Source organism: Naumannella cuiyingiana (genome assembly GCF_013408305.1).
Taxonomy (GTDB): Bacteria; Actinomycetota; Actinomycetes; order Propionibacteriales; family Propionibacteriaceae; genus Naumannella; species Naumannella cuiyingiana.
Genome location: NZ_JACBZS010000001.1, coordinates 894,494 through 917,152 on the forward strand (window position 1 = coordinate 894,494; position 22,659 = coordinate 917,152).

At 71.7% G+C, this 22,659-nt stretch carries 21 protein-coding genes; 15 read left to right on the plus strand and 6 right to left on the minus strand.

Annotated features, from left to right (window positions below; all coding sequences use genetic code 11):
• The first annotated feature begins 55 nt into the window (after nt 1-55).
• From GGQ54_RS04075 to GGQ54_RS04105, 7 genes are read left to right on the plus strand one after another with little or no spacing between them, the layout of a single operon-like run.
• Nucleotides 56-3,064 carry a Na+/H+ antiporter subunit A gene (locus GGQ54_RS04075; protein WP_179444226.1) on the plus strand — a complete coding sequence of 1,003 codons (3,009 nt, stop codon included), beginning with the start codon at nt 56-58 and terminating at the stop codon, nt 3,062-3,064.
• Nucleotides 3,061-3,636 carry a Na(+)/H(+) antiporter subunit C gene (locus GGQ54_RS04080; protein WP_246292548.1) on the plus strand — a complete coding sequence of 192 codons (576 nt, stop codon included), beginning with the start codon at nt 3,061-3,063 and terminating at the stop codon, nt 3,634-3,636. Before GGQ54_RS04075 ends, GGQ54_RS04080 begins: the two co-directional genes overlap by 4 nt.
• Nucleotides 3,633-5,165: a Na+/H+ antiporter subunit D gene (locus GGQ54_RS04085; RefSeq protein WP_179444227.1), complete on the plus strand. Its 1,533-nt coding sequence runs from the start codon at nt 3,633-3,635 to the stop codon at nt 5,163-5,165. The genes GGQ54_RS04080 and GGQ54_RS04085 overlap by 4 nt, the downstream gene beginning before the upstream one ends.
• Entirely contained in the window at nt 5,165-5,761 is a 597-nt protein-coding gene (locus GGQ54_RS04090) for a Na+/H+ antiporter subunit E (RefSeq protein ID WP_179444228.1), read from the plus strand. Before GGQ54_RS04085 ends, GGQ54_RS04090 begins: the two co-directional genes overlap by 1 nt.
• On the plus strand, nt 5,758-6,084 hold the full coding sequence (locus GGQ54_RS04095; RefSeq protein ID WP_179444229.1) for an MrpF/PhaF family protein: 327 nt from the start codon (nt 5,758-5,760) through the stop codon (nt 6,082-6,084). The genes GGQ54_RS04090 and GGQ54_RS04095 overlap by 4 nt, the downstream gene beginning before the upstream one ends.
• Entirely contained in the window at nt 6,081-6,554 is a 474-nt protein-coding gene (gene mnhG, locus GGQ54_RS04100; protein ID WP_179444230.1) for a monovalent cation/H(+) antiporter subunit G, read from the plus strand. Before GGQ54_RS04095 ends, mnhG begins: the two co-directional genes overlap by 4 nt.
• Before the next feature lie 9 nt (nt 6,555-6,563).
• A complete protein-coding gene (locus tag GGQ54_RS04105) occupies nt 6,564-7,274 on the plus strand; it encodes an SDR family oxidoreductase (protein ID WP_179444231.1) in 711 nt (236 codons plus the stop codon).
• 51 nt (nt 7,275-7,325) lie between these two features.
• Here the strand turns inward: GGQ54_RS04105 and GGQ54_RS04110 are convergent, their stop codons facing one another.
• Both GGQ54_RS04110 and GGQ54_RS04115 read right to left on the minus strand, forming a co-directional pair.
• Nucleotides 7,326-8,876 (minus strand): acyl-CoA carboxylase subunit beta, encoded by a 1,551-nt coding sequence (locus GGQ54_RS04110; protein WP_179444232.1) that lies wholly within the window; start codon nt 8,874-8,876, stop codon nt 7,326-7,328.
• A 22-nt stretch (nt 8,877-8,898) separates the two neighbouring features.
• Nucleotides 8,899-10,068: an acyl-CoA dehydrogenase family protein gene (locus GGQ54_RS04115; protein ID WP_179444233.1), complete on the minus strand. Its 1,170-nt coding sequence runs from the start codon at nt 10,066-10,068 to the stop codon at nt 8,899-8,901.
• A gap of 60 nt (nt 10,069-10,128) precedes the next feature.
• Here GGQ54_RS04115 and GGQ54_RS04120 point away from each other — a divergent pair, with 60 nt between their 5' ends.
• Nucleotides 10,129-10,575, plus strand: coding sequence for a MerR family transcriptional regulator (locus GGQ54_RS04120; RefSeq protein ID WP_179444234.1), 447 nt, complete (start codon nt 10,129-10,131; stop codon nt 10,573-10,575).
• On the opposite strand, the gene GGQ54_RS04125 is transcribed toward GGQ54_RS04120, so the two are convergent.
• Complete coding sequence (locus GGQ54_RS04125) at nt 10,523-11,284, minus strand: ArsR/SmtB family transcription factor (RefSeq protein WP_343045846.1); 762 nt, start codon at nt 11,282-11,284, stop codon at nt 10,523-10,525. The two genes, GGQ54_RS04120 and GGQ54_RS04125, sit on opposite strands and share 53 nt — an antisense overlap.
• Nucleotides 11,285-11,349: 65 nt before the next feature.
• Here GGQ54_RS04125 and GGQ54_RS04130 point away from each other — a divergent pair, with 65 nt between their 5' ends.
• The 4 genes from GGQ54_RS04130 to GGQ54_RS04145 all read left to right on the plus strand — a co-directional run bounded on the left by GGQ54_RS04130 (nt 11,350) and on the right by GGQ54_RS04145 (nt 15,644).
• Nucleotides 11,350-12,552 (plus strand): MFS transporter, encoded by a 1,203-nt coding sequence (locus GGQ54_RS04130; RefSeq protein WP_179444235.1) that lies wholly within the window; start codon nt 11,350-11,352, stop codon nt 12,550-12,552.
• A 47-nt stretch (nt 12,553-12,599) separates the two neighbouring features.
• Complete coding sequence (rpmG, locus tag GGQ54_RS04135) at nt 12,600-12,767, plus strand: 50S ribosomal protein L33 (protein ID WP_179444236.1); 168 nt, start codon at nt 12,600-12,602, stop codon at nt 12,765-12,767.
• 171 nt (nt 12,768-12,938) lie between these two features.
• Nucleotides 12,939-14,717, plus strand: coding sequence for an acetyl/propionyl/methylcrotonyl-CoA carboxylase subunit alpha (locus GGQ54_RS04140; RefSeq protein ID WP_425487395.1), 1,779 nt, complete (start codon nt 12,939-12,941; stop codon nt 14,715-14,717).
• Between the two features lie 108 nt (nt 14,718-14,825).
• Nucleotides 14,826-15,644: a hypothetical protein gene (locus GGQ54_RS04145; RefSeq protein WP_343045847.1), complete on the plus strand. Its 819-nt coding sequence runs from the start codon at nt 14,826-14,828 to the stop codon at nt 15,642-15,644.
• A 112-nt stretch (nt 15,645-15,756) separates the two neighbouring features.
• On the opposite strand, the gene GGQ54_RS04150 is transcribed toward GGQ54_RS04145, so the two are convergent.
• The 3 genes from GGQ54_RS04150 to GGQ54_RS04160 all read right to left on the minus strand — a co-directional run bounded on the left by GGQ54_RS04150 (nt 15,757) and on the right by GGQ54_RS04160 (nt 19,493).
• Nucleotides 15,757-17,151, minus strand: a complete 1,395-nt coding sequence (locus GGQ54_RS04150; protein WP_218843689.1) for a Gfo/Idh/MocA family protein — start codon at nt 17,149-17,151, stop codon at nt 15,757-15,759.
• A gap of 90 nt (nt 17,152-17,241) precedes the next feature.
• Complete coding sequence (locus GGQ54_RS04155; RefSeq protein WP_179444238.1) at nt 17,242-18,075, minus strand: Sir2 family NAD-dependent protein deacetylase; 834 nt, start codon at nt 18,073-18,075, stop codon at nt 17,242-17,244.
• 2 nt (nt 18,076-18,077) lie between these two features.
• On the minus strand, nt 18,078-19,493 hold the full coding sequence (locus tag GGQ54_RS04160) for an NAD(P)H-quinone dehydrogenase (protein WP_179444239.1): 1,416 nt from the start codon (nt 19,491-19,493) through the stop codon (nt 18,078-18,080).
• A gap of 85 nt (nt 19,494-19,578) precedes the next feature.
• Here GGQ54_RS04160 and GGQ54_RS04165 point away from each other — a divergent pair, with 85 nt between their 5' ends.
• From GGQ54_RS04165 to GGQ54_RS04175, 3 genes are read left to right on the plus strand one after another with little or no spacing between them, the layout of a single operon-like run.
• A complete protein-coding gene (locus GGQ54_RS04165; RefSeq protein ID WP_179444240.1) occupies nt 19,579-20,388 on the plus strand; it encodes a purine-nucleoside phosphorylase in 810 nt (269 codons plus the stop codon).
• Nucleotides 20,385-22,040: a phospho-sugar mutase gene (locus tag GGQ54_RS04170; protein ID WP_179444241.1), complete on the plus strand. Its 1,656-nt coding sequence runs from the start codon at nt 20,385-20,387 to the stop codon at nt 22,038-22,040. Before GGQ54_RS04165 ends, GGQ54_RS04170 begins: the two co-directional genes overlap by 4 nt.
• Nucleotides 22,037-22,639, plus strand: coding sequence for a uridine kinase (locus GGQ54_RS04175; protein ID WP_179444242.1), 603 nt, complete (start codon nt 22,037-22,039; stop codon nt 22,637-22,639). The genes GGQ54_RS04170 and GGQ54_RS04175 overlap by 4 nt, the downstream gene beginning before the upstream one ends.
• The last annotated feature ends 20 nt before the right edge of the window (nt 22,640-22,659 follow it).

The following is a 22,659-nucleotide window of genomic DNA, read 5'->3' on the forward strand; positions in this document are numbered from 1 at the left end:
CGGTCGTCACGCGATCCCCGGGGGCGTCCGAGAACCCGTCGACGAGAGGGCATCCGTGGCAGCGCTCATCGCCGTGCAGTTCGCGCTGGCCGCGCTCGCCCCCGCCCTCGTCCGAGTCCTGGGGCGGCGGGCGTACCTGCTGCTCGCGCTCGGCCCGCTCGTCGCATTCGTCTGGCTGGTCGCCCAGGCGCCCACCGTGCTGGCCGGAGGCTCGGTCGTCGAGTCTCTGCCGTGGATCCCGGCGCTCGCGATCGAGCTGTCGTTCCGGATGGGAACGCTGCAGTGGGTGCTCGCCCTGCTGGTCTCCGGCGTCGGCGCGCTGATCCTGGCGTACTGCCGGTGGTACTTCACCACCGCGGATCCCGCGGCACGCACCGGTGCCGTGCTCACCGCGTTCGCCGGCGCCATGCTGGGTCTGGTTCTGGCCGACGACCTGATCGTGTTCTACATCTTCTGGGAGTTGACGACGGTCTTCTCCTACCTGCTGGTCGGGGGTCACAATCCCGGCCGCAGCGCGAACCGGCTGGCCGCCCTGACCGCGCTGATCGTGACCACCTTCGGTGGGCTGGCGATGCTGGTCGGGATCGTCATGCTCGGCGTCACCGCCGGCACGTTCCGGCTGTCCGGGGTGCTCGCATCCCCCGTCGTCCGCGCGGCCATCGACGATCCGGCCACGGCCTCGCCGATCGTGATCATCGCGGTGTTGTTGCTCCTGCTCGGCGCGCTGACCAAGTCCGCGCAGGTGCCCTTCCACTTCTGGCTGCCGGGCGCGATGGCGGCCCCGACGCCCGTCAGCGCGTACCTGCACGCGGCAGCGATGGTCAAGGCCGGCGTCTATCTGGTGGCGCTGTTGTCGCCGTTCTTCGCGGGTCTGCCCGGCTGGCGGGAGATCCTGCTCACGCTCGGCGCCGTGACCATGGTCCTCGGCGCGTTGCGCGCCCTGCGGCAACACGACATCAAGGTGCTGCTCGCCTACGGCACCGTCAGTCAGCTCGGCTTCCTGATGTTCATGAATGGCCTCGGCACCCGCTCGGCCATGCTGGCCGGCGTGGGCATGATCATCTCCCACGCCTTGTTCAAGTCGGCGCTGTTCCTGATCGTCGGGGTCGTCGACCGCAGCGCCGGCAGCCGCGACATCCGCGAGCTGTCCGGCGTCGGGCGGGCGATGCCCGTGGTGTTGGTGGCGTCGGTGCTCGCCGGAGCGTCGATGGCCGGCGTACCGCCGCTGATCGGCTTCACCACCAAGGAGAGCGCATTCGAGTCGTTGAGCTATCTGGTCGCGGGCTCGGACGGTACGCGGGTGCCGCCGCTGCCCGCGCTGGCGCTGACGGGCGCCCTGCTGTTCGGCTCGGCGCTCACGGTGGCGTACACGCTGCGGTTCCTCTGGGGCACCTTCGCCACCAAGAGCGCGGGCGAGGACGACTCCCCCGCCGACGGCCGCACCACCGCCTGCGCACCCCGCCCCGGCGGCTTCGTGGCGGCACCGTTGCTGCTGGCCGTCCTGTCGCTCGTCGGCGGCTTTCTCGGACCCCAACTGACCGCGGCACTCGAACCGTATGTCGCGCTGGGCCGGGTCGGCGAGCCGGGCCACGGGATCGCGCTCTGGCACGGATTCGGCGCGCCGCTGGCGATGTCGGCCGCCGTGCTGGTGGTCGGCGGCCTGTTGTTCTGGACCCGGGGACGCGTCGAGCAGATGCACGGCTCGCTGCCCCGGGTGCCGGAGGCCGCCGACGTCTACCGGCTGATCATGCGCGGCGTGGACCGGATCGCGGTCGAGACGACCGCGCTCACCCAGCGCGGCTCGCTGCCCAACTACCTCGGCACGATCCTCGTGGTGGTCATCGCCGGACCAGGCCTGGTGCTGGCCACCACCCAGGTCTTTCCCGACCGGTTCGTGATCGCCACCTCGGCCGCCCAGGTCGTGGTCGGCGCGCTGACCATCGCGGCCGCGGTGATCGCCGCGAATGCACGCGGCCGGATGAAGGCGGTGGTCGCGGTCGGCGTGGTCGGCTACGGGGCGGCGCTGCTGTTCCTGCTGCACGGCGCCCCGGATCTGGCGCTGACCCAGGTCCTGGTGGAGACCGTGACGCTCGTCGTGCTGGTCCTGGTGATGCGCAAGTTGCCCCGCTCCTTCACCCATCGCCCGCGCAGCTCGGCTCGCTGGTGGCGAATCGCGGTGGCCGGCACGGCGGGCGTGGTGGTCGGCGGAATCGCCTTCTATGCCGCCGGTTCCCGGACCGCGGCGCCCGTCTCGGAGACCTACCCGACCTATGCCTACGAGTTCGGCTACGGCGACAACATCGTCAACATCACCCTGGTCGACATCCGCTCCTGGGACACCCTCGGCGAGATCGCCGTGCTCGCGGTGGCCGCCACGGGCGTGGCCAGCCTGATCTTCCTGCGTACCCGCAATGCGCGGCTGACCACACCGGACCGGACCCGGGCGACTCGGCGCGAGCGGCGTCGGCGCGCCGCACAGGGGCCGACGGTCTGGCTGCGCGGCGGCGTCGCCTTGTCGCCGGCCAACCGATCGGTCGTCTTCGAGGTCGTCACCCGGCTGCTGTTCGGGGTGATGATGGTCGTCTCGATCTACTTCCTGATCGCGGGCCACAACGACCCCGGCGGCGGGTTCGCGGGCGGCCTGGTCGCCGGCCTGGCCCTGGCGATCCGCTACCTGGCGGGCGGCCGCGACGAGCTGGACGAGGCCGCGCCGGTGAACGCGGGCACGGTCCTCGGGAGCGGCCTGCTGCTCGCCGGGGCGAGCGTGTTGGCGCCGGCGCTGTGGGGCGGCCGGATCGGCCAGTCCTACAAGATCGACCTGACCATCGAGCCGCTGATCTCGGTGGCCACCCCGTTCGGGCAGTTGCCGATCCTCGGCGAGCCCTATCTGGTCACGTCGATGATCTTCGACATCGGCGTCTACCTGGTGGTGGTCGGCGTGATGCTGGATCTGATCCGCAGCCTCGGCTCGGGGATCGACCAGCACGAGGCCGAGGACAACACCCCCGGCCCGCGCACCACCGGGCCGCGGGCCTATGCGGCCAGTCTGGAGGGTGATCGATGATCAATCCCGACATGGCGCCCAACCTGACCCTGGTCATCTGTGGCGCCGCGCTGTTCGCGGCCGGCGCCTATCTGATGCTGGAGCGGTCGCTGACCCGGATCCTGATCGGCCTGCTGATCGCCGGCAACGGGATCAATCTGTTGTTCCTGGTGGCCTCCGGGCGAGGCGGCGGCGCGCCGCTGATCGGGCGTACCCCGGCGGAGGAGATGAGCGATCCGCTGCCGCAGGCGATGGTGCTGACCGCGATCGTGATCACCCTCGGTACGGCCGCGTTCGTGCTCACCCTGGCCTACCGCAGCTTCCAGCTCGACGGCAATGACGACGTGCCCGACGATGTCGAGGACGCCCAGATCCGGCGCCTGGCCCGGGCCGATCTTGCTTCCCAGTCCTTCGACGAGCCCGACTCCTCGCTGCCCTCGGAGGACGAGCGGGTGATCGTCTCCGAGGAGCCGCCCCCCGAGGACGATGAGCCCGAGAACGATGAGCCCGAGAACGACGAGCCCGAGAACGACGAGCCCGAGAACGACGAGCCCGAGAACGACGAGGACCCGGCGAAGGAGGACGAGCGGTGAACAATCTGCTTCCGCTGCCGGTCCTGCTGCCGCTGCTGGGCGCCGGCCTGGCGCTGGCGCTGAGCCGCTGGCCGCGGGCCCAGCGCGCCGTCTCCGTGGTGGTCCTGCTGGCCGTGCTGATCATCGAGGGATTCCTGATCGGGATCACCGACCGGACCGGACCGATGTCGCTGTGGATCGGCGCCTGGCCCGAGCCGCTCGGCCTGGCCCTGGTGATCGACCGGTTCTCGGCGCTGATGTTGTTCGTCTCCTCGCTGGTCGCGTTCACCGTGCTGGTGTTCTCGATCGGCACCGACCTCGAGGCCCGCAAGCGCGAGACGCCGGTCTCGATCTACCACCCGACCTTCCTGGTGCTCGCGGCGGGCGTCTCGGCCGCGTTCAGTTCCGGCGACCTGTTCAACCTGTTCGTCGGGTTCGAGATCTTGCTGTTCGCTTCCTACGTGCTGCTCACCCTCGGCGGCACCGGCGAGCGGGTCCGCGCCGGCAGCACCTATGTCGTGGTCAACCTGATGTCCTCGTTGCTCTTCCTGATCGCGATCGCGGTCGTCTATGCCGCGACCGGCACGGTCAACTTCGCGCAGTTGTCGCTGCGCTTCGCCGAGCTGCCGGGACCGCTGCAACTGATCCTGCAGTTGCTGTTGCTGGTGGTGTTCTCGATCAAGGCCGCGGTCTTCCCGCTCTCGGCGTGGCTGCCGGACTCCTACCCGACCGCGCCCGCGCCGGTCACCGCCGTCTTCGCGGGATTGCTGACCAAGGTCGGCGTGTACGCCATCATCCGTACCCAGACCACGCTGTTCCCCGACTCGCCGCTGACCGTGCCGCTGATGTGGGCGGCGCTGCTGACGATGATCGTCGGCATCCTCGGGGCGGTCGCCCAGTCCGAGATCAAACGAATGCTGTCCTTCACCCTGGTCAGCCACATCGGCTACATGATCTTCGGGGTCGCGCTCGCCTCCGTGGCCGGGTACGCCGGCGCGATCTTCTACACCGCCCACCACATCACCATCCAGACCACCCTGTTCCTGGTCACCGGGCTGATCGAGCGGCGCGGCGGCAGCACCTCGCTGAACCGGCTCGGCGGCCTCGCCGCCCTGTCGCCGGTGCTCGGGGTGTTGTTCTTCGTGCCGGCGATGAACCTCGCCGGCATCCCGCCGTTGTCGGGCTTCGTCGGCAAGGTGGGCCTGCTCGGCGCCGGAGTGGCCAACGGCACGCCGTTGGCGTACCTGCTCGTCGCCGGAGGCGTCCTGACCAGCCTGCTCACCCTGTACGCGATGGCCAAGGTCTGGAATCGCGCGTTCTGGCGCGAGGTGCCCGAGGAGGTCCGCACCGGCGGGGCGTCGCTGACGATCCGGCGCCGCGGGGTACGCCTGCCGCTCGGGATGGTGGTGACCGCGGGCTTCCTGGTGCTGGTCGGCCTCGGGATCACCTTCATCGCGGGACCCCTCTACGGCTACTCCGAGCGCGCCGCACAGGACCTGCTCGCGGTCACGCCGTACCTGGAGTCCGTCCTCCCCCCGGGGGTGCGCTGATGAGCGAACGGGAGCCGAACACCGACCCGGCGAACCCGGCGCTGCCGCCGCGGCGCAGCGGATTGCAGTGGCGCACGATTCTGGCGCTGGCGATCGTCTGGATGGTGCTGTGGGGCGACCTGTCGATCTTCGCCGCGCTGATGGGCCTGCTGGTCGGCCTGATCATCACGCTGGCATTCCCGATGCCACCGGTACGCTTCGCCGGCCGCTTCCGGCCGTTTCGGGTGGCGTGGCTGCTGGTGCGGCTGCTCGGATCGCTGACCGTGGCCAGCATCGACGTGATCCGCGCGATCCTGCGACCCGGACCCCCGTTGCACAGCGGCATCATCCGGGTGCCGCTGCGCGTCGATGACGACCTGTACGAGGCGCTGGTCAGCGAGCTGGCCTCGTTGGTCCCCGGGTCGTTGGTGATCGAGGCCCGGCGGTCGAACCGCACCCTCTATCTGCACGTGCTCGAGGCCACGTCGGCAGACGACCTGGCACAGGCGCGGCTCCAGGTGCGGCGCGCCGAGGATGCGGTGCTGGCGGCATTCGGCAGCCGCGAGGAGCAGGCCGCGATCCGGCAATCGCCCGGCGACGAGGAGGAGGCCCCATGATCGTCACGGTGATCATCGCGGTGGCCGCCGCGATGCTGAGCGCCGCCGCCGTGCTCACCCTGTTCCGGCTGGCCCGGGGACCGAGCACCCTCGACCGGGTGGTCGCCGGCGATGTGGTGATCGCGATCCTGATCTGTGGCCTCGCGCTGGAAGCGGCGCTGAATCGGCACGTCACCACGCTGCCCGTCATCCTCGTGCTCGCGCTGCTCGGCTTCGCCGGCTCGCTGAGCGTCGCCCGGTTCGCCGCCGACCGTGACCAGGCGATCTCCTGGCGCGATCCCGACGGTGGCAACGAGGGCCGCGGCTGGGAGGACCAGCGATGAACGCCGTCCTCGACATCGCCGGCGCCCTGCTGTTGCTCGCCGGTTCCTTCCTCTGCCTGACCGCGGCCATCGGGCTGGTCCGGCTACCGGACGTGCTGACCCGGATGCACGCGGCCACCAAGCCCCAGACCCTCGGCCTGCTGTGCGTGCTCGCCGGGCTCGGCCTGACCTTGCGCGAACCGCGGGTGATCGGCGTGATGGTGCTGGCGATGCTGCTGCAACTGGCGACCGCGCCGGTGGCGGCGCACATGGTCGGGCGGACCGCGTACCGCACCCATCAGTTCCGCGACGATCTGCTGGACGTCGACGACCTGGCCGAGGACCTGTCCCGGGCCGGCTTCGAGCTGGTGGAAACGCCCGTCGACGAGCCCGCCGGGGACGGCGAGACCGCGCCCACCCACGATCCCGAGCGGCATCGCACCCGTTGGCGCCCCGCGGGCCGTGACGGCGCCGACGACCCGGCCGGTTAGGTTGGAACCATGACTGCGACGGCACGCGACACGTCTCGACCCACCGCGCTCGTCACCGGGGGCACCCGCGGCATCGGGCTGGCCATTGCCCGCGATCTGGGCCGCGATCACCGCGTGCTGATCGGCGGGCGCGACCCCGAGGCGGCGGCACGGGTCGCCGCCGAGCTGCCCGATGCCGGCGTCTTCGTCGCCGACCTGGCCGACGAGGAGTCCACGCGGCAAGCTGCTGCCGGGATCGACCGGCTCGACGTGCTGGTGCACTCGGCCGGAATCTCGAACCTGGCGATCGTCGAGGACGCCAGCCGCGAGGACTGGCGGACGATCATGGAGTTGAACGTGATCGCGGTCGCCGACCTGACCCGCGACCTGCTGCCGGCCCTGCGGGCCGCGGGCGGCCAGGTAATCATGATCAACTCGGGGTCCGGGCTGATGGCCGGCCGCGGCGGGGCGATGTACTCGGCCTCGAAGTTCGCGCTGACGGCACTGACCGACTCGCTGCGCGAACAGGTCCGCGGCGAGGTGCGGGTGGCGAGCATCCATCCGGGGCGGGTCGACACCGACATGCAACGAGAGATCCAGCACCAGCGAGGAAATACCGGCTACCGGGGCGATGAGTACCTGCGCCCGGAGTCCGTCGCGGCCGCCGTCCGGGCCGCGGTCGATGCCTCTCCCGACGCGATGGTCGAGTCGGTCTCGATCCGCCCGGTATACACCGGCTGAGCCGGGTCGGCCGCCCGGTCCACACCGGCTGAGCCGGGTCGGCCGCCCGGATCAGACGGGGGGTACGCCGTGCCGGCGCTGGGAGAAGTGCCGGTCCTTGCCGGCCGCGGCGGCGAACCGCGCCACCAGCTCGGCGCGTACCTCCGCCGGCTCGATGATCGCGTCGATCACCAGGTCGCTGGCCAGCCGGAGGATGTCGATATCGGCCTCATACTCGGTGCGCAGCCGTTCGACATAGGCCTCGCGCTCGGCATCGTCGGCGATCGCGTTGATCTTGTTGGCATAAACGGCATTGATCGCCGCCTCCGGGCCCATCACGGCGATCTTCGCGGTTGGCAGCGCCAGCGTGGCATCCGGGCCGAAACCGGGTCCGCTCATGGCGTACAGCCCGGCCCCGTAGGCCTTGCGGACGATCAGCGAGACGGTCGGCACCGTTGCCTCGGAGACGGCGGTGATCATCTTTGCGCCGTGCCGGATGATGCCCTGGCGCTCGACGGCCGAGCCGATCATGAAACCGGGCACATCGGCGAGATAGAGCAACGGCACGTTGAAGGCGTCGCACTCGAGAATGAACCGTGCGGCCTTGTCGGCGGAGTCGACGAACAGCACGCCACCCTTCACCGCGGGCTGGTTGGCGACGATGCCGATCACGCGACCCTCCAGCAGCCCGAATCCGACCACCAGCTCGGGCGCGAACAGCGGCTTCACCTCGAAGAAGCTGTCGGCATCGACGATCGCCTCGATCACGGTGTGCACGTCATAGCCGGCCGACTCCTCGGCCGGCACCAGATCGGCGGCGAACTCCCGCGCCGGCGGCTCGGGCGCATAGACCGGCGGCTCGGCGCGCCAGTTCTCCGGCAGATAGGAGAAGTACGCCTTCGCCTGCTCGATCGCATCGGCGTCGTCGGTGGCGAGCTGGTCGCCGCAGCCGGACACCGAGGCGTGCATCCGCGCGCCGCCCATCTCCTCCAGCGTCACCTTCTCCCCGACCACCATCTCGGCCATCCGGGGCGAGCCGAGATACATCGACGCATTGCCCTCGACCATGATCACCAGATCGCAGAACGACGGGATGTAGGCACCGCCGGCCGCCGACGGGCCGAACAGGCAGCAGATCTGTGGCACCTTGCCCGACAGGGCGACCTGGTTGTGGAAGATCCGGCCCGCACCGCGGCGGCCCGGGAACAGCTCCACCTGATCGGTGATCCGGGCACCCGCGGAATCGATGAACCAGAACACCGGGAGTTCGTCGCGCAGCGCGGTCTCGGTCACCCGGATGATCTTCTCCACCGTCCGGGCGCCCCACGAGCCCGCCTTCACCGACGGGTCGTTGGCCACCACGAGCGCGGGGCGGCCGGCGACCAGGCCGCGGCCGGTGACGACGCCGTCGGCCGGCAGGTTGCCCGCCGCCGCATTCGCGAGCTGGCCGTCCTCGACGAAGGTTCCGTCGTCGAACAACAGCGCGAGCCGGTCGCGGACGAAGAGCTTGTTCTGGTCGGCGAGCTTGGCGGCGGCCTTCTCCGACGGGGCAAGGGTGGCCTCCCGCGCCGACCGGATCATCGCGTCGTCGCTGATCACCGGGGACTGACTGTCCTCACTCATGCGCTCATCCTTCCACCCGGCATCACTCGACGGGCAGCCCGAGGCCGCGGGCGATCAGCAGCCGCTGCACCTCCGACGTGCCCTCGCCGATCTCCAGGATCTTGGCATCGCGGTAGAACCGGGCGACCGGATACTCCTCCATGAACCCGTAGCCGCCGAAGACCTGGGTCGCGATCCGGGTCGCCGTGACGGCCATCTCCGTGGTCTGCAGCTTGGTGATCGCGGCGGCCCGCTTGAATGCCGCGGCGTCGGCCCCGGCGTCCTTCATCCGGGCCGCGGAATAGACCAGCGTGTGCGCGGTGTGGGCCATCGCGTCAAGATCGGCGAGCTGGAAGGCCACCCCCTGCTTCGCCCCGATCGGTACACCGAAGGTCGTGCGCTGCCCCGCATGGGCCACGGCAAGATCGCGACAGGCCCGGATGCAGCCGAGCGCCAGCGCGCTGATCGCCACCCGGCCGTCGTCGAGCGTCGCCAGGAACTGCGCGAAGCCGCGTCCCCGGGTGCCGAGCAGATGATCTTCGCTGACCCGGGCGTCGGTGAAGGTCAGCGGATGGGTGTCCGAGGCATACCACCCCAGCTTGCGGTACGCCGGCTCGACGGTGAAGCCGGGCGTACCCGACGGGACCATGATCGTCGACAGCTCCGCCCGGCCGTCCTCACGGGTGCCGGTACGCGCGGTCACCGTCACCACCGACGTGATCGGCGTACCCGAATTGGTGATGAACTGCTTGCCGCCGTTGATCACCCATTCGCCGTCGACCAGCTCGGCCCTGGTACGCGTGGCGCCGGCATCGGAGCCGGCCTCGGCCTCGGTCAGCCCGAAGCCGGCGAGCGCGCGGCCGGCGATCAGGTCGGGCAGCCAGCGCGCCTTCTGCTCGTCGGTGCCGAAGGCCGCGATCGGATTGATGCCCAGGCCGACGCCCGCCTCCAGGGTGATCCCGACCGATTGGTCGGCGCGGCCCAGCTCCTCGATGGCGATGCACAGGCTGGTGAAGTCGCCCGAGCCGCCGTAGGCCTCGGGCGCGTTCAGCCCGAACAGGCCCATGGCGCCCATCTTGCGCACGGCCTCCAGCGGGAAGTGGTGCTCGCGGTCCCAGCGTTCGGCATGGGGGGCGATCTCGGCGTCGGCGAAGGCGGCGACCGCGGCGCGGAACTCGCGGTGCTCGGCAGATTGCAGCAGGTCGGACGACATCGTCACTCCTCGTGGGCCGGCTCGGCGGTTGCTCGGTGACGCTTACGTTAACGTAAGCCCATGGCCGCGCGCACCTGGAGCATCTCCGAGCTCGCCGAGGAGTTCGACACGACGCTGCGGACCATCCGGTTCTACGAGGACAAGGGCCTGCTCGCCCCGCGCCGCGAGGGGCAGCGGCGGATCTACGGCGAGCGGGAGCGGGTACGCCTGCGCCTGGTCCTGCGCGGCAAGCGGCTGGGCTTCGCCCTCGACGAGATTGCCCGGATCGTCGACATGTACGACTCCGCGCCGGGCGAGGCGGGCCAGTTGCGCTACCTGCTGGCCGAGATCGCCGAGCGGCGCGCCGAGCTGGAGTCCCGGCGCGCCGACATCGACACCACGCTGGCCGAGTTGGCCGAGGTGGAGGCGCGCTGCCGCGCCGATCTCGCCGAGCTGGGTCGCTCCGGCGCCGAGGTCAGGAGAGTTCGCCCAGCAGCTCGGTCAGGGCCGCCTCGCCGGACTCGGTGATCACGACCTCCCGGGGTCGGGGGCCGGAGGCGATCCAGCCCCGGCCACGGACGGCGTCCAGCAGCGCGGCACCGAGGCCGCCGCCGAGGTGGTGGCGCTGTTCGGTCCAGTCCAGGCAACTCCGGATCGGCTCCCGCCTGGCCGCGCAGACCACGGGAAGATCGACGCCCCAGCGCCGGAAGCCCTGCTCCGCGCGGGGGCCGAGCGCCCACGGCGCCTTCGCCACCACCGCGGACAACCGCTCGCCCGGCGCCCGCTCCAGTCCGTCGGTCCCGTCGGTGCGAACCAGGGCGCCGTCACGGACCAGCGCGGCGAGCACCGCCGTGCCGAGCCGTCCCGCGAGATGGTCATAGCAGGTACGCGCGGCGCGCAGCCGGGCCGCCCGGGTGTGACCGCGCAACGAGGCCACGGGCGGCAGGCCGGCGAGCACCGAGAGCGACTCGATGACCCGGGCCACCTCGGGCCCGGCGAGCCGATAGAACCGGAAGCGGCCCGAGGCCTCGACCTCGACCACGCCCGCGGCGGTCAGCCTGGCCAGATGTCCGCTCACCGTGGAGGCCGACACCCCGGCCTCGGCGGCCAGTCGCGAGGCCGGCAATCGCCGCCCGTCGAGCAGCGCCGACAACAACCTGGCCCGGGAGCGGTCGGCGAACAGCGCGGCGATCGGCGCAATGTCGGGGCTCAACGGGTCCGGGGCTGGTGCACTCACCCCGCCATTGTGCTGCGCCGACGCTTCGGCGCCCGGCGAAGACTCCGCCCGATGGACTGGGCCACATGCCGTCCCCCACCACCGCGCCGCCTGGCGCCCGACGCGGCCTCACGCTGGCCACGATCTGCGTACCGATGTTCCTCGTGCTGCTCGACGTGACGATCGTCAATGTCGCGCTGCCGGAGCTGGGCGCCGACCTCGCGCTCGCCCAGCCGGCGCTGGCCATCGACGCCTACACCCTGCCGCTCGCCGCGGCCCTGCTGCCGGCCGGCTGGGCCAGCGACCGGCTGGGTCCGCGCCGGCCGCTGGTCGCCGGGCTGGCGGTCTTCGGCGCGGCGTCGCTGGCGTGCGCGCTGGCTCCCGGCGCCGCGGTGCTGCTGGCGGGGCGCGTCGGTCAGGGGCTCGGCGCGGCCGCGATGCTGCCCGCCGGGCTCGCGGTGCTGCAGCACGACTGGGCCGGGCCCGCCCGGGCGCGGGCGCTCGGCATCTGGTCGGGCGTCTCGGCCGCCGGCACCGCCCTCGGCCCGGGCCTGGGCGGGCTGCTCACGGGCCTGGCCGGCTGGCGGATGATCTTCTTGATCAACCTGGCGCCGCTCGCGCTCGCGCTGGTCGGTGCGGTCGTCCTGGTCCGCGATCCGCGCGGGGGCGAGGAGCCGGCCGGCCGGCGCGTGCTGCCCGGCCGGCTCGCGGCGGCCAGCGTTGCCGCGTTCGCCATGAACACCGTCGGCAACGGCACCTTGCTGACGATCACCTGGCTCGCCCAGCGCGCGTACCGGCTGCCGGTCGCGGCCGGTGGCGCGCTGCTGCTCGTCGCGACGGTGCCGTTCGCGGCGCTCTCCCCGCTCGGCGGCCGGGCGCTCGCCCGGTTCGGGCCGCGGGTGATGATCATGGTCGGATTCGTGACCGGAGCGGCGATGCTGGCCAGCCTGTACGCAGCCACCCCGGGCGCGGACTGGCCCGCGCTGGTGCCTCCCCTGCTCGGGGTGGGCGTGGCGCTGGCGGCACTGACGCCGGCGATCGTCGCCGCCGGGCTCGCTGCGCTGCCCGGGCGCCCCGGCCTGGCCGGCGGCATCGGCAACACCTGCCGCCAGCTCGGCACCTCGTTCGGGGTGGCGCTCGCGGGCGTGCTGGTCGCCTCCGCCGACACCCCCGGGGCGATCGCCGCGGGCGCGCACCGCTTCGCCACCGTGGCGATCGTCGCGTGGCTGCTCGGTGCGGCGGTCGTCGCGGTCGGCCTGCGCGCGCCGGGCGTACCCGCACCGGAATAGCCGCGCCCCGCCCGGCGTTGATCAACTCAGAACCGCGAGGAGGAACCATGGCCAAGCGAAACGAACTACGCCCGGTGATCAAGCTGCGCTCGACCGCCGGCACCGGCTACACCTACGTGACGCGCAAGAACCGGCGCAACGACCCCGACCGGCTGCGGATTCGCAAGTTCGATCCGGTCGCCGGGCGGCACGTGGAGTTCGCGGAGCAGCGCTGACGCGCTGACGGAATTCGCGGAGCAGCGCTGACGCGCTGACGGAATTCGCGGAGCAGCGCTGACCGATGCTCGACGCGCAGCGTCCGGCCGGGCCCGCCCGGCCGGACGTGACCCGGGCCATGACCGGCCATAGACTCCCCCACTGGGCACGGACGCCCGATCACAGGAGGAGTGCACATGGCCATCAGCAAGGTCCTCGTCGCCAACCGGGGTGAGATCGCCGTCCGGGTGATCCGGGCGGCCCGCGATGCCGGACTGGCCAGTGTCGCCGTCTATGCCGAGCCCGATGCCGACGGCCTGTTCGTCCAGCTCGCCGACGAGGCGTACGCCCTCGGGGGTGCGACCCCCGGCGACTCCTACCTCGACATCACCAAGATCCTCGACGCCGCGCAGAAGTCCGGCGCCGATGCCGTGCACCCCGGCTACGGATTCCTCGCCGAGAATGCCGACTTCGCCCAGGCGGTGATCGATGCGGGGCTGACCTGGATCGGCCCGCCGCCGGCCGCCATCGACTCCCTCGGCGACAAGGTCAAGGCCCGCCACATCGCCGAGAAGGTCGGCGCGCCCCTGGTTCCCGGCACGCCGGACCCGGTCGCCGATGCCGACGAGGTCGTCGCCTTCGCCGAGCAGCACGGTCTGCCGATCGCGATCAAGGCCGCCTACGGCGGTGGCGGCCGCGGCATGAAGGTGGCCCGCCGGCCCGAGGAGATCCGCGAGCTGTTCGAGTCCGCGACCCGCGAGGCCACCGCGGCGTTCGGGCGCGGCGAGTGCTTCGTCGAGCGCTATCTCGACCGGCCCCGGCACGTGGAGACCCAGTGTTTGGCCGATTCGCACGGCAATGTGGTCGTCGTCTCCACCCGCGACTGCTCGCTGCAACGCCGCTACCAGAAGCTGGTCGAGGAAGCACCCGCGCCGTTCCTCAGCGATGATCAACTTGCCACGCTCTACGACTCGTCGAAGGCGATCCTGCGCGAGGCCGGTTATGTCGGCGCCGGCACCTGCGAGTTCCTGGTCGGCACCGACGGCACCATCTCCTTCCTGGAGGTGAACACGCGCCTGCAGGTCGAGCATCCCGTCTCCGAGCAGGTGACCGGGCTCGATCTGGTCCGCGAGATGTTCCGGATCGCCGACGGCGAGGAGCTCGGCTACGACGACCCGGCATCGACCGGCCACTCGATCGAGTTCCGGATCAACGCAGAGGAACCCGCCAACAACTTCATGCCCGCTCCCGGCACCCTGACCGACTGGCGCGCCCCCGGCGGGCCCGGGGTCCGGGTCGACGAGGGCTATGTCGCGGGAATGACGGTGCCCGGCGCCTTCGACTCGCTGGTCGCCAAGCTGATCGTCACGGGCGCCGATCGCGAGCAGGCGCTGGCCCGTTCCCGCCGGGCGCTGGACGAGATTGTGGTTGCCGGCATGCCCACGGTGGTGCCCTTCCACCGCGCCGTCCTCGACGACCCGGCGTTCACCGCCGCCGACGGCGACTTCGCCGTGCACACCCGCTGGATCGAGACGGAGTGGGACAACCAGCTCGATGCCTATGCCGGGCCGAGCGGCGAGGCCCCCGAGGCCGAGGAGAAGACGGCCGTGCTGGTCGAGGTCAACGGCAAGCGGATCGAGGTACGCCTGCCGGCCGGTCTGTCCGTCGGCACTGCCGGTGGCGGCGGGGCCGCCGCCCGCCGACCCACCCGCCGGCGCGGTGGCGGGGCGGCGGCCGCCTCGTCCTCCAGCGAGGCGCTGGCCAGCCCGATGCAGGGCACGATCGTCAAGGTGAACGTCGCCGACGGCGACACGGTGAACCAGGGCGATCCCGTGGTCGTGCTCGAGGCGATGAAGATGGAGCAACCCCTGGCCGCGCATCGCGATGGCGTGATCCGCAAGCTGGCGGCCGAGGTCGGCCAGACCGTGAGCAGCGGCGCCGTCGTGTGCGAAATCGTCGACCCCGAGTGACGTCAACCACTCAGTCTCACACAAGCATCCGGCCGAGAACACAAAGAATGTGCTGAAAATGCCTGCCCGGTGTGTTGTCGCCGGGCGGCGTCGCACATGATGGACCACGTGGAATTCCTCTTGCCCGTGATCCTGATCGCGGCGGTCGCGGCGGTGATCGCCGTGATCCTGCGCCGACGGGCCCTCGAACAGGACCGTGCGCGGCGCGCCGAGCTCGAGTCCCAACTGACCGCCTCTCGCCGCGTCGCGGACGAGGACGTGACCCGCTTCGGCGAGGAGCTGCAGACGCTCGACACCGACGTCGCCGGGCACCCGCTGGACGAGCCGATGCAGCAGGACTACCAGCGCGCGCTCGATGCCTACGAAGACGCCAAGACCTCTCTCGCCGCTGTCCAGCAGCCCAACGAGATCCGCAATGTCACCGAGATCCTCGAGGACGGGCGGTACGCCATCGCCTGCGTGAAGGCCCGGATCGCGGGCGAGCCGCTGCCGCAGAAGCGACCGCCGTGCTTCTTCAACCCCGCCCACGGTCCGTCGGTGAAGAACGTGAGCTGGGCCCCGCCCGGCGGCGCCGCCCGCGACATCCCGGCCTGCGCAGCGGACGCCGAGCGCGTCGAGGCGGGCGCGGATCCCTACGTGCGCACGGTTCCGGTCGGTTCGCGCCGCGTGCCCTACTGGGAGGGCGGGAAGGCCTACGCACCGTGGGCACAGGGGTACTACAACTCCTGGCGCGGCTCCGATCTGGTGTCCGGCATGCTGATCGGCAGCCTGCTGTTCGGTGGCGGCGGCAACATCTTCGGCGGTATCGGCGAGGGGATCGGCGCCATCGGCGAAGGGATCGGCGAGGGCTTCGAGGGCATCGGCGAGGGCTTCGGCAACATCGGCGAGGGGATCGGCGACATGTTCGGGGACATCTTCGGCGACTGAGGCCGCGTACGACAGACGGGCGTACCGAACAGCCGGGCGTACCGACAGACGGGCGGAGCGACAGACGAACGGGCGGCCCCGGACGAACCCGGGGCCGCCCGTTCGTCGCGTCTCAGCCGGGCATGTCGGACTCCGCCGAGTCCAGCCCGCCGCGCGACGAGTCGTCCCAGTCGCCGCGGGTGAAGTCGGGCACCGCCACGGCCCTCTCCTTCTTCAGCGACTCCGCCGACAGCGGCACCGACGAGCACCAGACCGCGGAATCGTAGACATCGATGTCGGGCACCTGGCCGGTACGTATCTGCTGCACGATCCGCCACTGCATGATCCAGTCCATGCCGCCGTGCCCGCCGCCCTCGGCGTCCTCGCGCAGCTTGCGCCACAGCCAGTGCTCGTGCTTGTCGCGATAGGGGCCGAAGTCGGCCCAGGCGTGGCCCTTGTGGTCGGGTTCGACATAGATCCGCTCCGGATAGTCCTCGACGATCCCGCGACTGCCCTGGAGCGAGTTGATCCGGCTGTAGGGGCGCGGCGAGGACACCGAGTGCACGGCGCGGCACATCTTGCCGCTATTGGTCGTCAGCAGCACCGTCTGCACGTCCCCGTGCACGTACTCCTCCTGCCAGGACGGATGATCGCGCGGGACGAACCGCTCGCGGTAATCGGCGAGGCCCTCGGCCGGGGTGTCGATGGCGACCAGCGACACGTAGCGTTCGCCGCGGTTGATGTCCAGGCAGGCAGACATCGGGCCCAGGCCGTGCATGGTGTAGAAGGCGGCCCGGGAGCGGGTGTGCCACTTCCGCCGCCAGGCATCGGTGTAGTAGGTGTCGCTGAACAACAGCTCGCGCAGATCGTGCAGATAGCCGCCGTGGGCGTCGGTGATCTCGCCGAACAGCCCGGCGCGGGCCATCTTCAGCATCGCCAGTTCGTTGCGGCCGTAGTTGCAGTTCTCGGCCAGCATCAGGTGGCGGCGGGACTGTTCGCTGGCATCGACCAGCTCCCACAGCTCGTCCAGCTCCATCGCGATCGGCAGCTCGACCGCCGCGTCCTTGTCGTGGCGCAGCGCGTCGCGGCCCTGGCTGAAGTGGAACTCCCACGGCGTGGCGATGTAGACGTAGTCGACGTCGTCGCGGCGCAACAGCTCCAGATAGGAGCTCTCGCTGCCGCCGATGGTCGCGGGGCGATCGTGACCGGCCGCCTGCAAGCGATCAGCGACGCGGTTCGCGCGATCGGCCCGGATGTCGCAGACCGCGGTCACCTCGCCGCCGGGGATGGATGCCCAGCCCAGCGCCATGCCCGAGCCGCGGTTGCCGAGCCCGATCACGCCCACCCGCACGGTGTCGCGCTGGGCGTACGGGACGCCGATCATCGACTTCTGTCCCTTGCGGCGCGGTCGCCTGCGCTCGACCGGCGCGGCCTGGGCCCGTTGCGCGCCCAGCCCCGCGACGGCACCGACCGCCAGCGCACCGCCCAGCACCATCCGCCTGCTCGTGGTCCCGAGGTCCTCATCCATGTCTGCTCTCCGTCGAGTTCGTCCGAATGATTGGATCTTTCGGGACGAGCCCACCAGCGACGCAGATGCGCGTCAAGCGATTCGACGAGATCAGGCCGGCGCGGACAAGGCGGCGGCGAGCGCGCCGAGGGTCTCCGAGGTCCCGGCGGCCAGGCGTACCGTCGCCAGCTCGTCGCCCCGGGTGGCGCCGCGGTTGACGATCGCCACCGACCGCCCGGTGCGGACCAGATGCCGCGGGAACCGCAGGCCGGACATCACGGCCAGCGAGGACCCGAGCACGACCAGTACCTCCGCGCCGTCGACCAGTGCATAGGCCCGCGTCACTCGCTCCCGCGGCACGGACTCGCCGAAGAAGACCACATGCGGTTTCAGTACGCCACCGCAGGTTTCACAGTCCGGCACCACGAACGAGCGGTGATCATCGACCTCGAGGTCGCCGTCGGGACGCAGCTCCGCCTGTCCGGGAGCGATGTCGAGTCCGGCCGCGTCGGGATTGGCGGCCGCCAGGCGTACCTGAAGATCGGCGCGGTCGCTGACCTCGCCGCAGGCCAGGCAGATCACCTCGGCCAGCCTCCCGTGCAGATCGATCACGTCCGGGCTGCCGGCGGCGGTGTGCAGGCCGTCGACGTTCTGGGTGAGCACTCCCGCCAGGCCCGCCCCCGCGAGCGAGGCGAGCGCGACGTGGCCCGCATTCGGCCGCGCCCGCAGCATCCGCGGCCAGCCACGGAAGGATCGCGCCCAGTAGCGCCGCCGGTTGTCGGCCGATCGCACGAAGTCGGCGTACAACATGGGGTTGGCCGGCGGCGACGTCGGCCCGCGATAGTCCGGAATACCCGAATCGGTCGACATCCCGGCGCCGGTGAGCGCGACCCAGCGGCGGCCCGCGATCAGCTCCGCGAGCTCGGCGACGCCACCGGGCTCCATGATCAACTACCGACCTGGCCCCGCCGGTGCAACTGCCGCGCGGCCTCGGCGAGCGACCCGGTGAGCGAGGGATAGACGGTGAAGGCGCTCATGAAGTCGTCGACGGTCATCCGCGCCGACACCGCGAGCGAGATCGGGTGGATCAGCTCGCTCGCCTTCGGCGCGACCACGACACCGCCCACGATGATCCCGGTCAGCGGCAGCACGAAGAGCTTGATCAGACCATCGTCGATGGCCTGCATCTTGGCGCGCGGGTTCCTGGCCAGCGGCAAGATCACCCGCTCGGCCGGCAGCGCCCCCTCGTCGAACTGCTTCTGGGTGAAGCCGACCGTTGCGATCTCCGGTGCGGTGAACACGTTCGAGGCGACCTTGGCCAGATCGAGCGGGGTGACGGCATCGCCGAGCGCGTGCCACATCGCCTTGCGGCCCTGCATCGCCGCGACCGAGGCGAGCATCAGCACGCCGGTGCAGTCACCCGCGGCGTACACCCCGGGCGCGGTGGTGCGCGAGACCTTGTCCACGACGACGAAGCCGTTGTCGTCGAGCTCCACACCGGCCTCGACGAGCCCGATGCCCGAGGTGTTCGGGATCGAGCCGACCGCGATCAGGCAGTGGCTGCCGCGGACCTCGCGGCCGTCGGTGAGCGTCACCACGACCTCGTCGCCGTCGCGCGTGACCGACTCGGCACGCGAACGCGACATCACCTCCATCCCGCGCCGCTCGAAGACGTCCTGCAGCACCTTGGCGGCATCGGAGTCCTCCCCGGGCAGCACGGTGTCGCGGGAGGAGACCAGCACGACATCGCTGCCGAGCGCGTCGTAGGCGCTCGCGAACTCCGCCCCGGTGACCCCCGATCCCACCACGATCAGCCGCTCGGGCAGCTCGTCGAGGTGGTAGAGCTGGGTCCAGGTCAGGATCCGCTCGCCGTCCGGCTGGGCCGTCGGCAGGATCCTCGGGTGCGTACCCGTCGCGATCAGGATCACGTCGGCGGGCAGCTCCAGCTCGTCGTCCTCGGTCCGTACCTGCACGGTGTGCGCGTCGGCCAGCCGGCCGCGGCCCGCGATCACCGTCACCCCCGCGGCGCCCAGCGAGCGCGCGATGTCGCGGGACTGGGCCCTGGCCAGCTCGCGGACGCGGGTGTTCACCCGGTCCAGGTCGACCTCGACGGCCTCCAGCGGGGAGTCGCCCTCGGCGGCCGCGTCCTCGCGGACCCGGATGCCGAGCGTGCCCGCGGTGCGCACCATGTCCATCACATCGGAGGTGGCGATCAGCGTCTTCGACGGGACCGCGTCCGTCAGCACCGAGGATCCGCCCGGAGCGACCTCCTCGACCAGGGTCACCTCACCGCCGAGCTGGCTGGCCACCAGCGCAGCCTCGTACCCACCCGGTCCACCACCGACGATCACCACGCGCGTCACGCCTGCATTCTTCCAGCACGCGCAATCTTCCAGCACGTGCCCCGGACGCCGAACCTCGGTGGTCGGGGCGTGCCATAGTGCGGGGGTGAACGACGCATTCGACGATCCCTCCGCGCTCGCGAACGCCGCGGCCGACGCCGTCCGGACCGGGGCCGGCATCGACGGTCTGGACCTCGCTCTGGTGCTCGGCTCGGGCTGGTCGGCCGCCGCCGATGATCTTGGCGAGCAACTGCACAGCTTCGACCTCGGCGAGCTGCCCGGGTTCAGCAAGCCCGTGGTCGCGGGCCACGGCGGACAGTTGCGTATCGTCCGCACGCCGGCCGGGAAGGTGGCGGGGGTCTTCACCGGGCGTACCCACTTCTACGAGGGCCGGGGCGCCGAACCGGTGGTGCACGGGGTACGCACGGCGGCCGCCGCGGGCGCCCGGACGCTCGTGCTGACCAACGGTTGCGGCAGCCTCAATGCCGACTGGGGACCCGGTACGCCGGTGCTGATCAGCGACCACATCAACCTGACGGGCGCGACGCCGCTGCGCGGGGCGACCTTCGTCGATCTCACCGCGGCCTATGCGCCACGGCTGCGCGAGCTGGCCCGCGAGGTCGACCCGGGCCTGCCGGACGGCGTCTATGTGCAGTTCCGGGGCCCGCAGTACGAGACGCCGGCCGAGGTGGCGATGGCCGCGACCATCGGTGGCGATCTGGTCGGCATGTCGACGGCGCTGGAGACGATCGCGGCGCGCGAGGCCGGGCTGGAGGTGCTCGGCATCTCCCTGGTCACGAACCTGGCGGCGGGCATCTCGCCGGAGCCGCTCGACCACGCCGAGGTGATCGAGGCCGGCAATGCCGCGGCGCCGAAGCTGCGCGCCCTGCTCCGCGGGCTGGCGGAGAAGCTGTGAGCGCCGAGCTGCTGAGCGCGGCCGATGCCTGGCAGCGCGCCGACCCGGATCCGGCGACGGCCGCCGAGCTGGCGAAGGTGATCACCGCCGCGCAGGCCGGGGACGCCGGCGCGGTGGCCGAGCTCGCCGACGCCTTCGCGGGCCCGCTGGAATTCGGCACGGCCGGCCTGCGCGGGCGCCTCGGCCCCGGGCCGAACCGGATGAACCGGGTCGTCGTGACGCGCGCCGCGGCGGGCCTGGCGAAGTATCTGCGCGACAACGGCCTGACCGGCGGGCCGGTGATCATCGGTCACGACGCACGACACAATTCGGACCGCTTCGCCCGCGACACCGCAGAGATCATGGCCGGCGCCGGGTTCGAGGTGCTGCTCTCCCCCGGCCCCGTGCCGACACCGCTGGCGGCCTGGGGGATCCGGGCGCTCGGCGCCGTCGCCGCGGTCGTGGTGACGGCCTCGCACAACCCGCCTGCCGACAACGGCTACAAGGTCTACCTCGGCGACGGCTCGCAGATCGTGCCGCCGGCCGATGTCGAGATCGCCGCGGCGATCGAGGAGGTCTCGCGCCTGCCGCTGGCCGATCTTCCCCGCGCCGACTCCTGGCGTACCTGGGATCCGCGGCTGCGCGATGGCTACATCGCCCGCGCCGCCGAACTGGGCGAACGCGCCCGCGGCGCGGACCTGCGCTGGGTGCACACCGCGCTGCACGGCGTCGGCACCGAGATCGTCCGGGCGGTCGTCGAGCGTGCCGGGATCCCGGCGCCGGTCGAGGTCGCCGAGCAGGCGTCCCCGGATCCCGACTTCCCGACCGTCGCCTTCCCCAACCCCGAGGAGCCCGGCGCGATCGATCTTGCGCTGGCCGCTGCCCGCGAGGCGGGTCGTGGCGGTGAGCCGGTCGACCTGGTGGTCGCCAACGATCCGGACGCCGACCGGTGCGCGGTGGCGATCCCCGCCCCCGAGGCGGCCGGCGGCTGGCGGATGCTGAGCGGCAACGAGCTGGGTTGGCTGCTCGCCGACGATGCGCTGCGCCGCGGGGTGCAGGGCGCCTACGCCTGCTCGGTGGTGTCCAGCGTGCTGCTGGCCGAGCTGGCCGCGGCCCATGATCAACCGTTCGTGCCGACGCTGACCGGCTTCAAGTGGATCGGCCGGGTGCCGGGGCTGGCGTTCGGCTACGAGGAGGCGATCGGCTACTGCTGCGATCCCGCGCACGTGCCGGACAAGGACGGCATCACCGCACTCGTCACCGTGCTCGCGATGGCCGCGGAGCTGAAGTCGCGTGGGGAAACCCTGGCGGGCCGGCTGGCCGAGCTGGCCCGGGTCTTCGGCCCGCACCTGACCGACCAGTTGTCCGTCCGTGTCGAGGACCAGTCGATCATCGCCGAGGCGATGACCCGGCTGCGATCCGCGCCGCCCGCGGAGCTGACGGGCCGGCCGGTGCGGGTGACCGATCTGGCGGAGGGTACGCCCGAGCTGCCGCCGACCGACGGCGTGCTGCTGGCCGGCGACGGCGTGCGAGCGGTCGTCCGGCCGTCCGGCACCGAGCCGAAGCTGAAGTGCTATCTGGAGGTCTGGGATGCCCCCGGCGCCGATGCCGGTGCCGCCGCCGGTCGGCTGCTACGGCTGCGCGACGAGATGGCCGCGGCGCTCGGGCTGTGAGCGCGTCGGCGACGGTCGTGCTGGTCGCGGGCCCCTCCGGCAGCGGCAAGTCCAGGCTCGCGGCCCTGTCGGGCGTACCGCACGTCAGCCTGGACGACTTCTATCTCGACGGTGATCATCCGGCGCTGCCGGTCACCGAGCTCGGCGGCGAGCGGGTGATCGACTGGGACGATCCGCGCAGTTGGAACTGCCCGGCGGCGGTCGCCGCGATCGAGAAGTTGATCAGGACCGGCGGGGTGCGCGCGCCCGTCTACCGGTTGGCCGCCAATGCCGCGGTGGGTGAGCGCGCGATCGAGCTCGGCGACGCCTCGGCGGTGGTCGCGGAGGGGGTCTTCGCCCCGCAGGCGCTCGGCCCCCTGCGCGCCGCGGGCCTGCGGGTCGTTCCCCTGTGGCTGGACAGGTCGCGAACGCTGAACGGGGTACGCCGGTTGGCGCGCGATCTGGCCGAGCGCCGCAAACCCGCCCACGTGTTGATCTTTCGCGGGATCGCGCTGTGGCGAGACGAGGGCCGCCGCCGGCGCGAGGCCCTGGCGCTCGGCTTTCGTCCGGTGGGGATGGCCTCGGCGCGCCGCCTGGTCGCCGGGCTCGCGCGGCGCTGACCGCGGCGGGCGCCGTCACG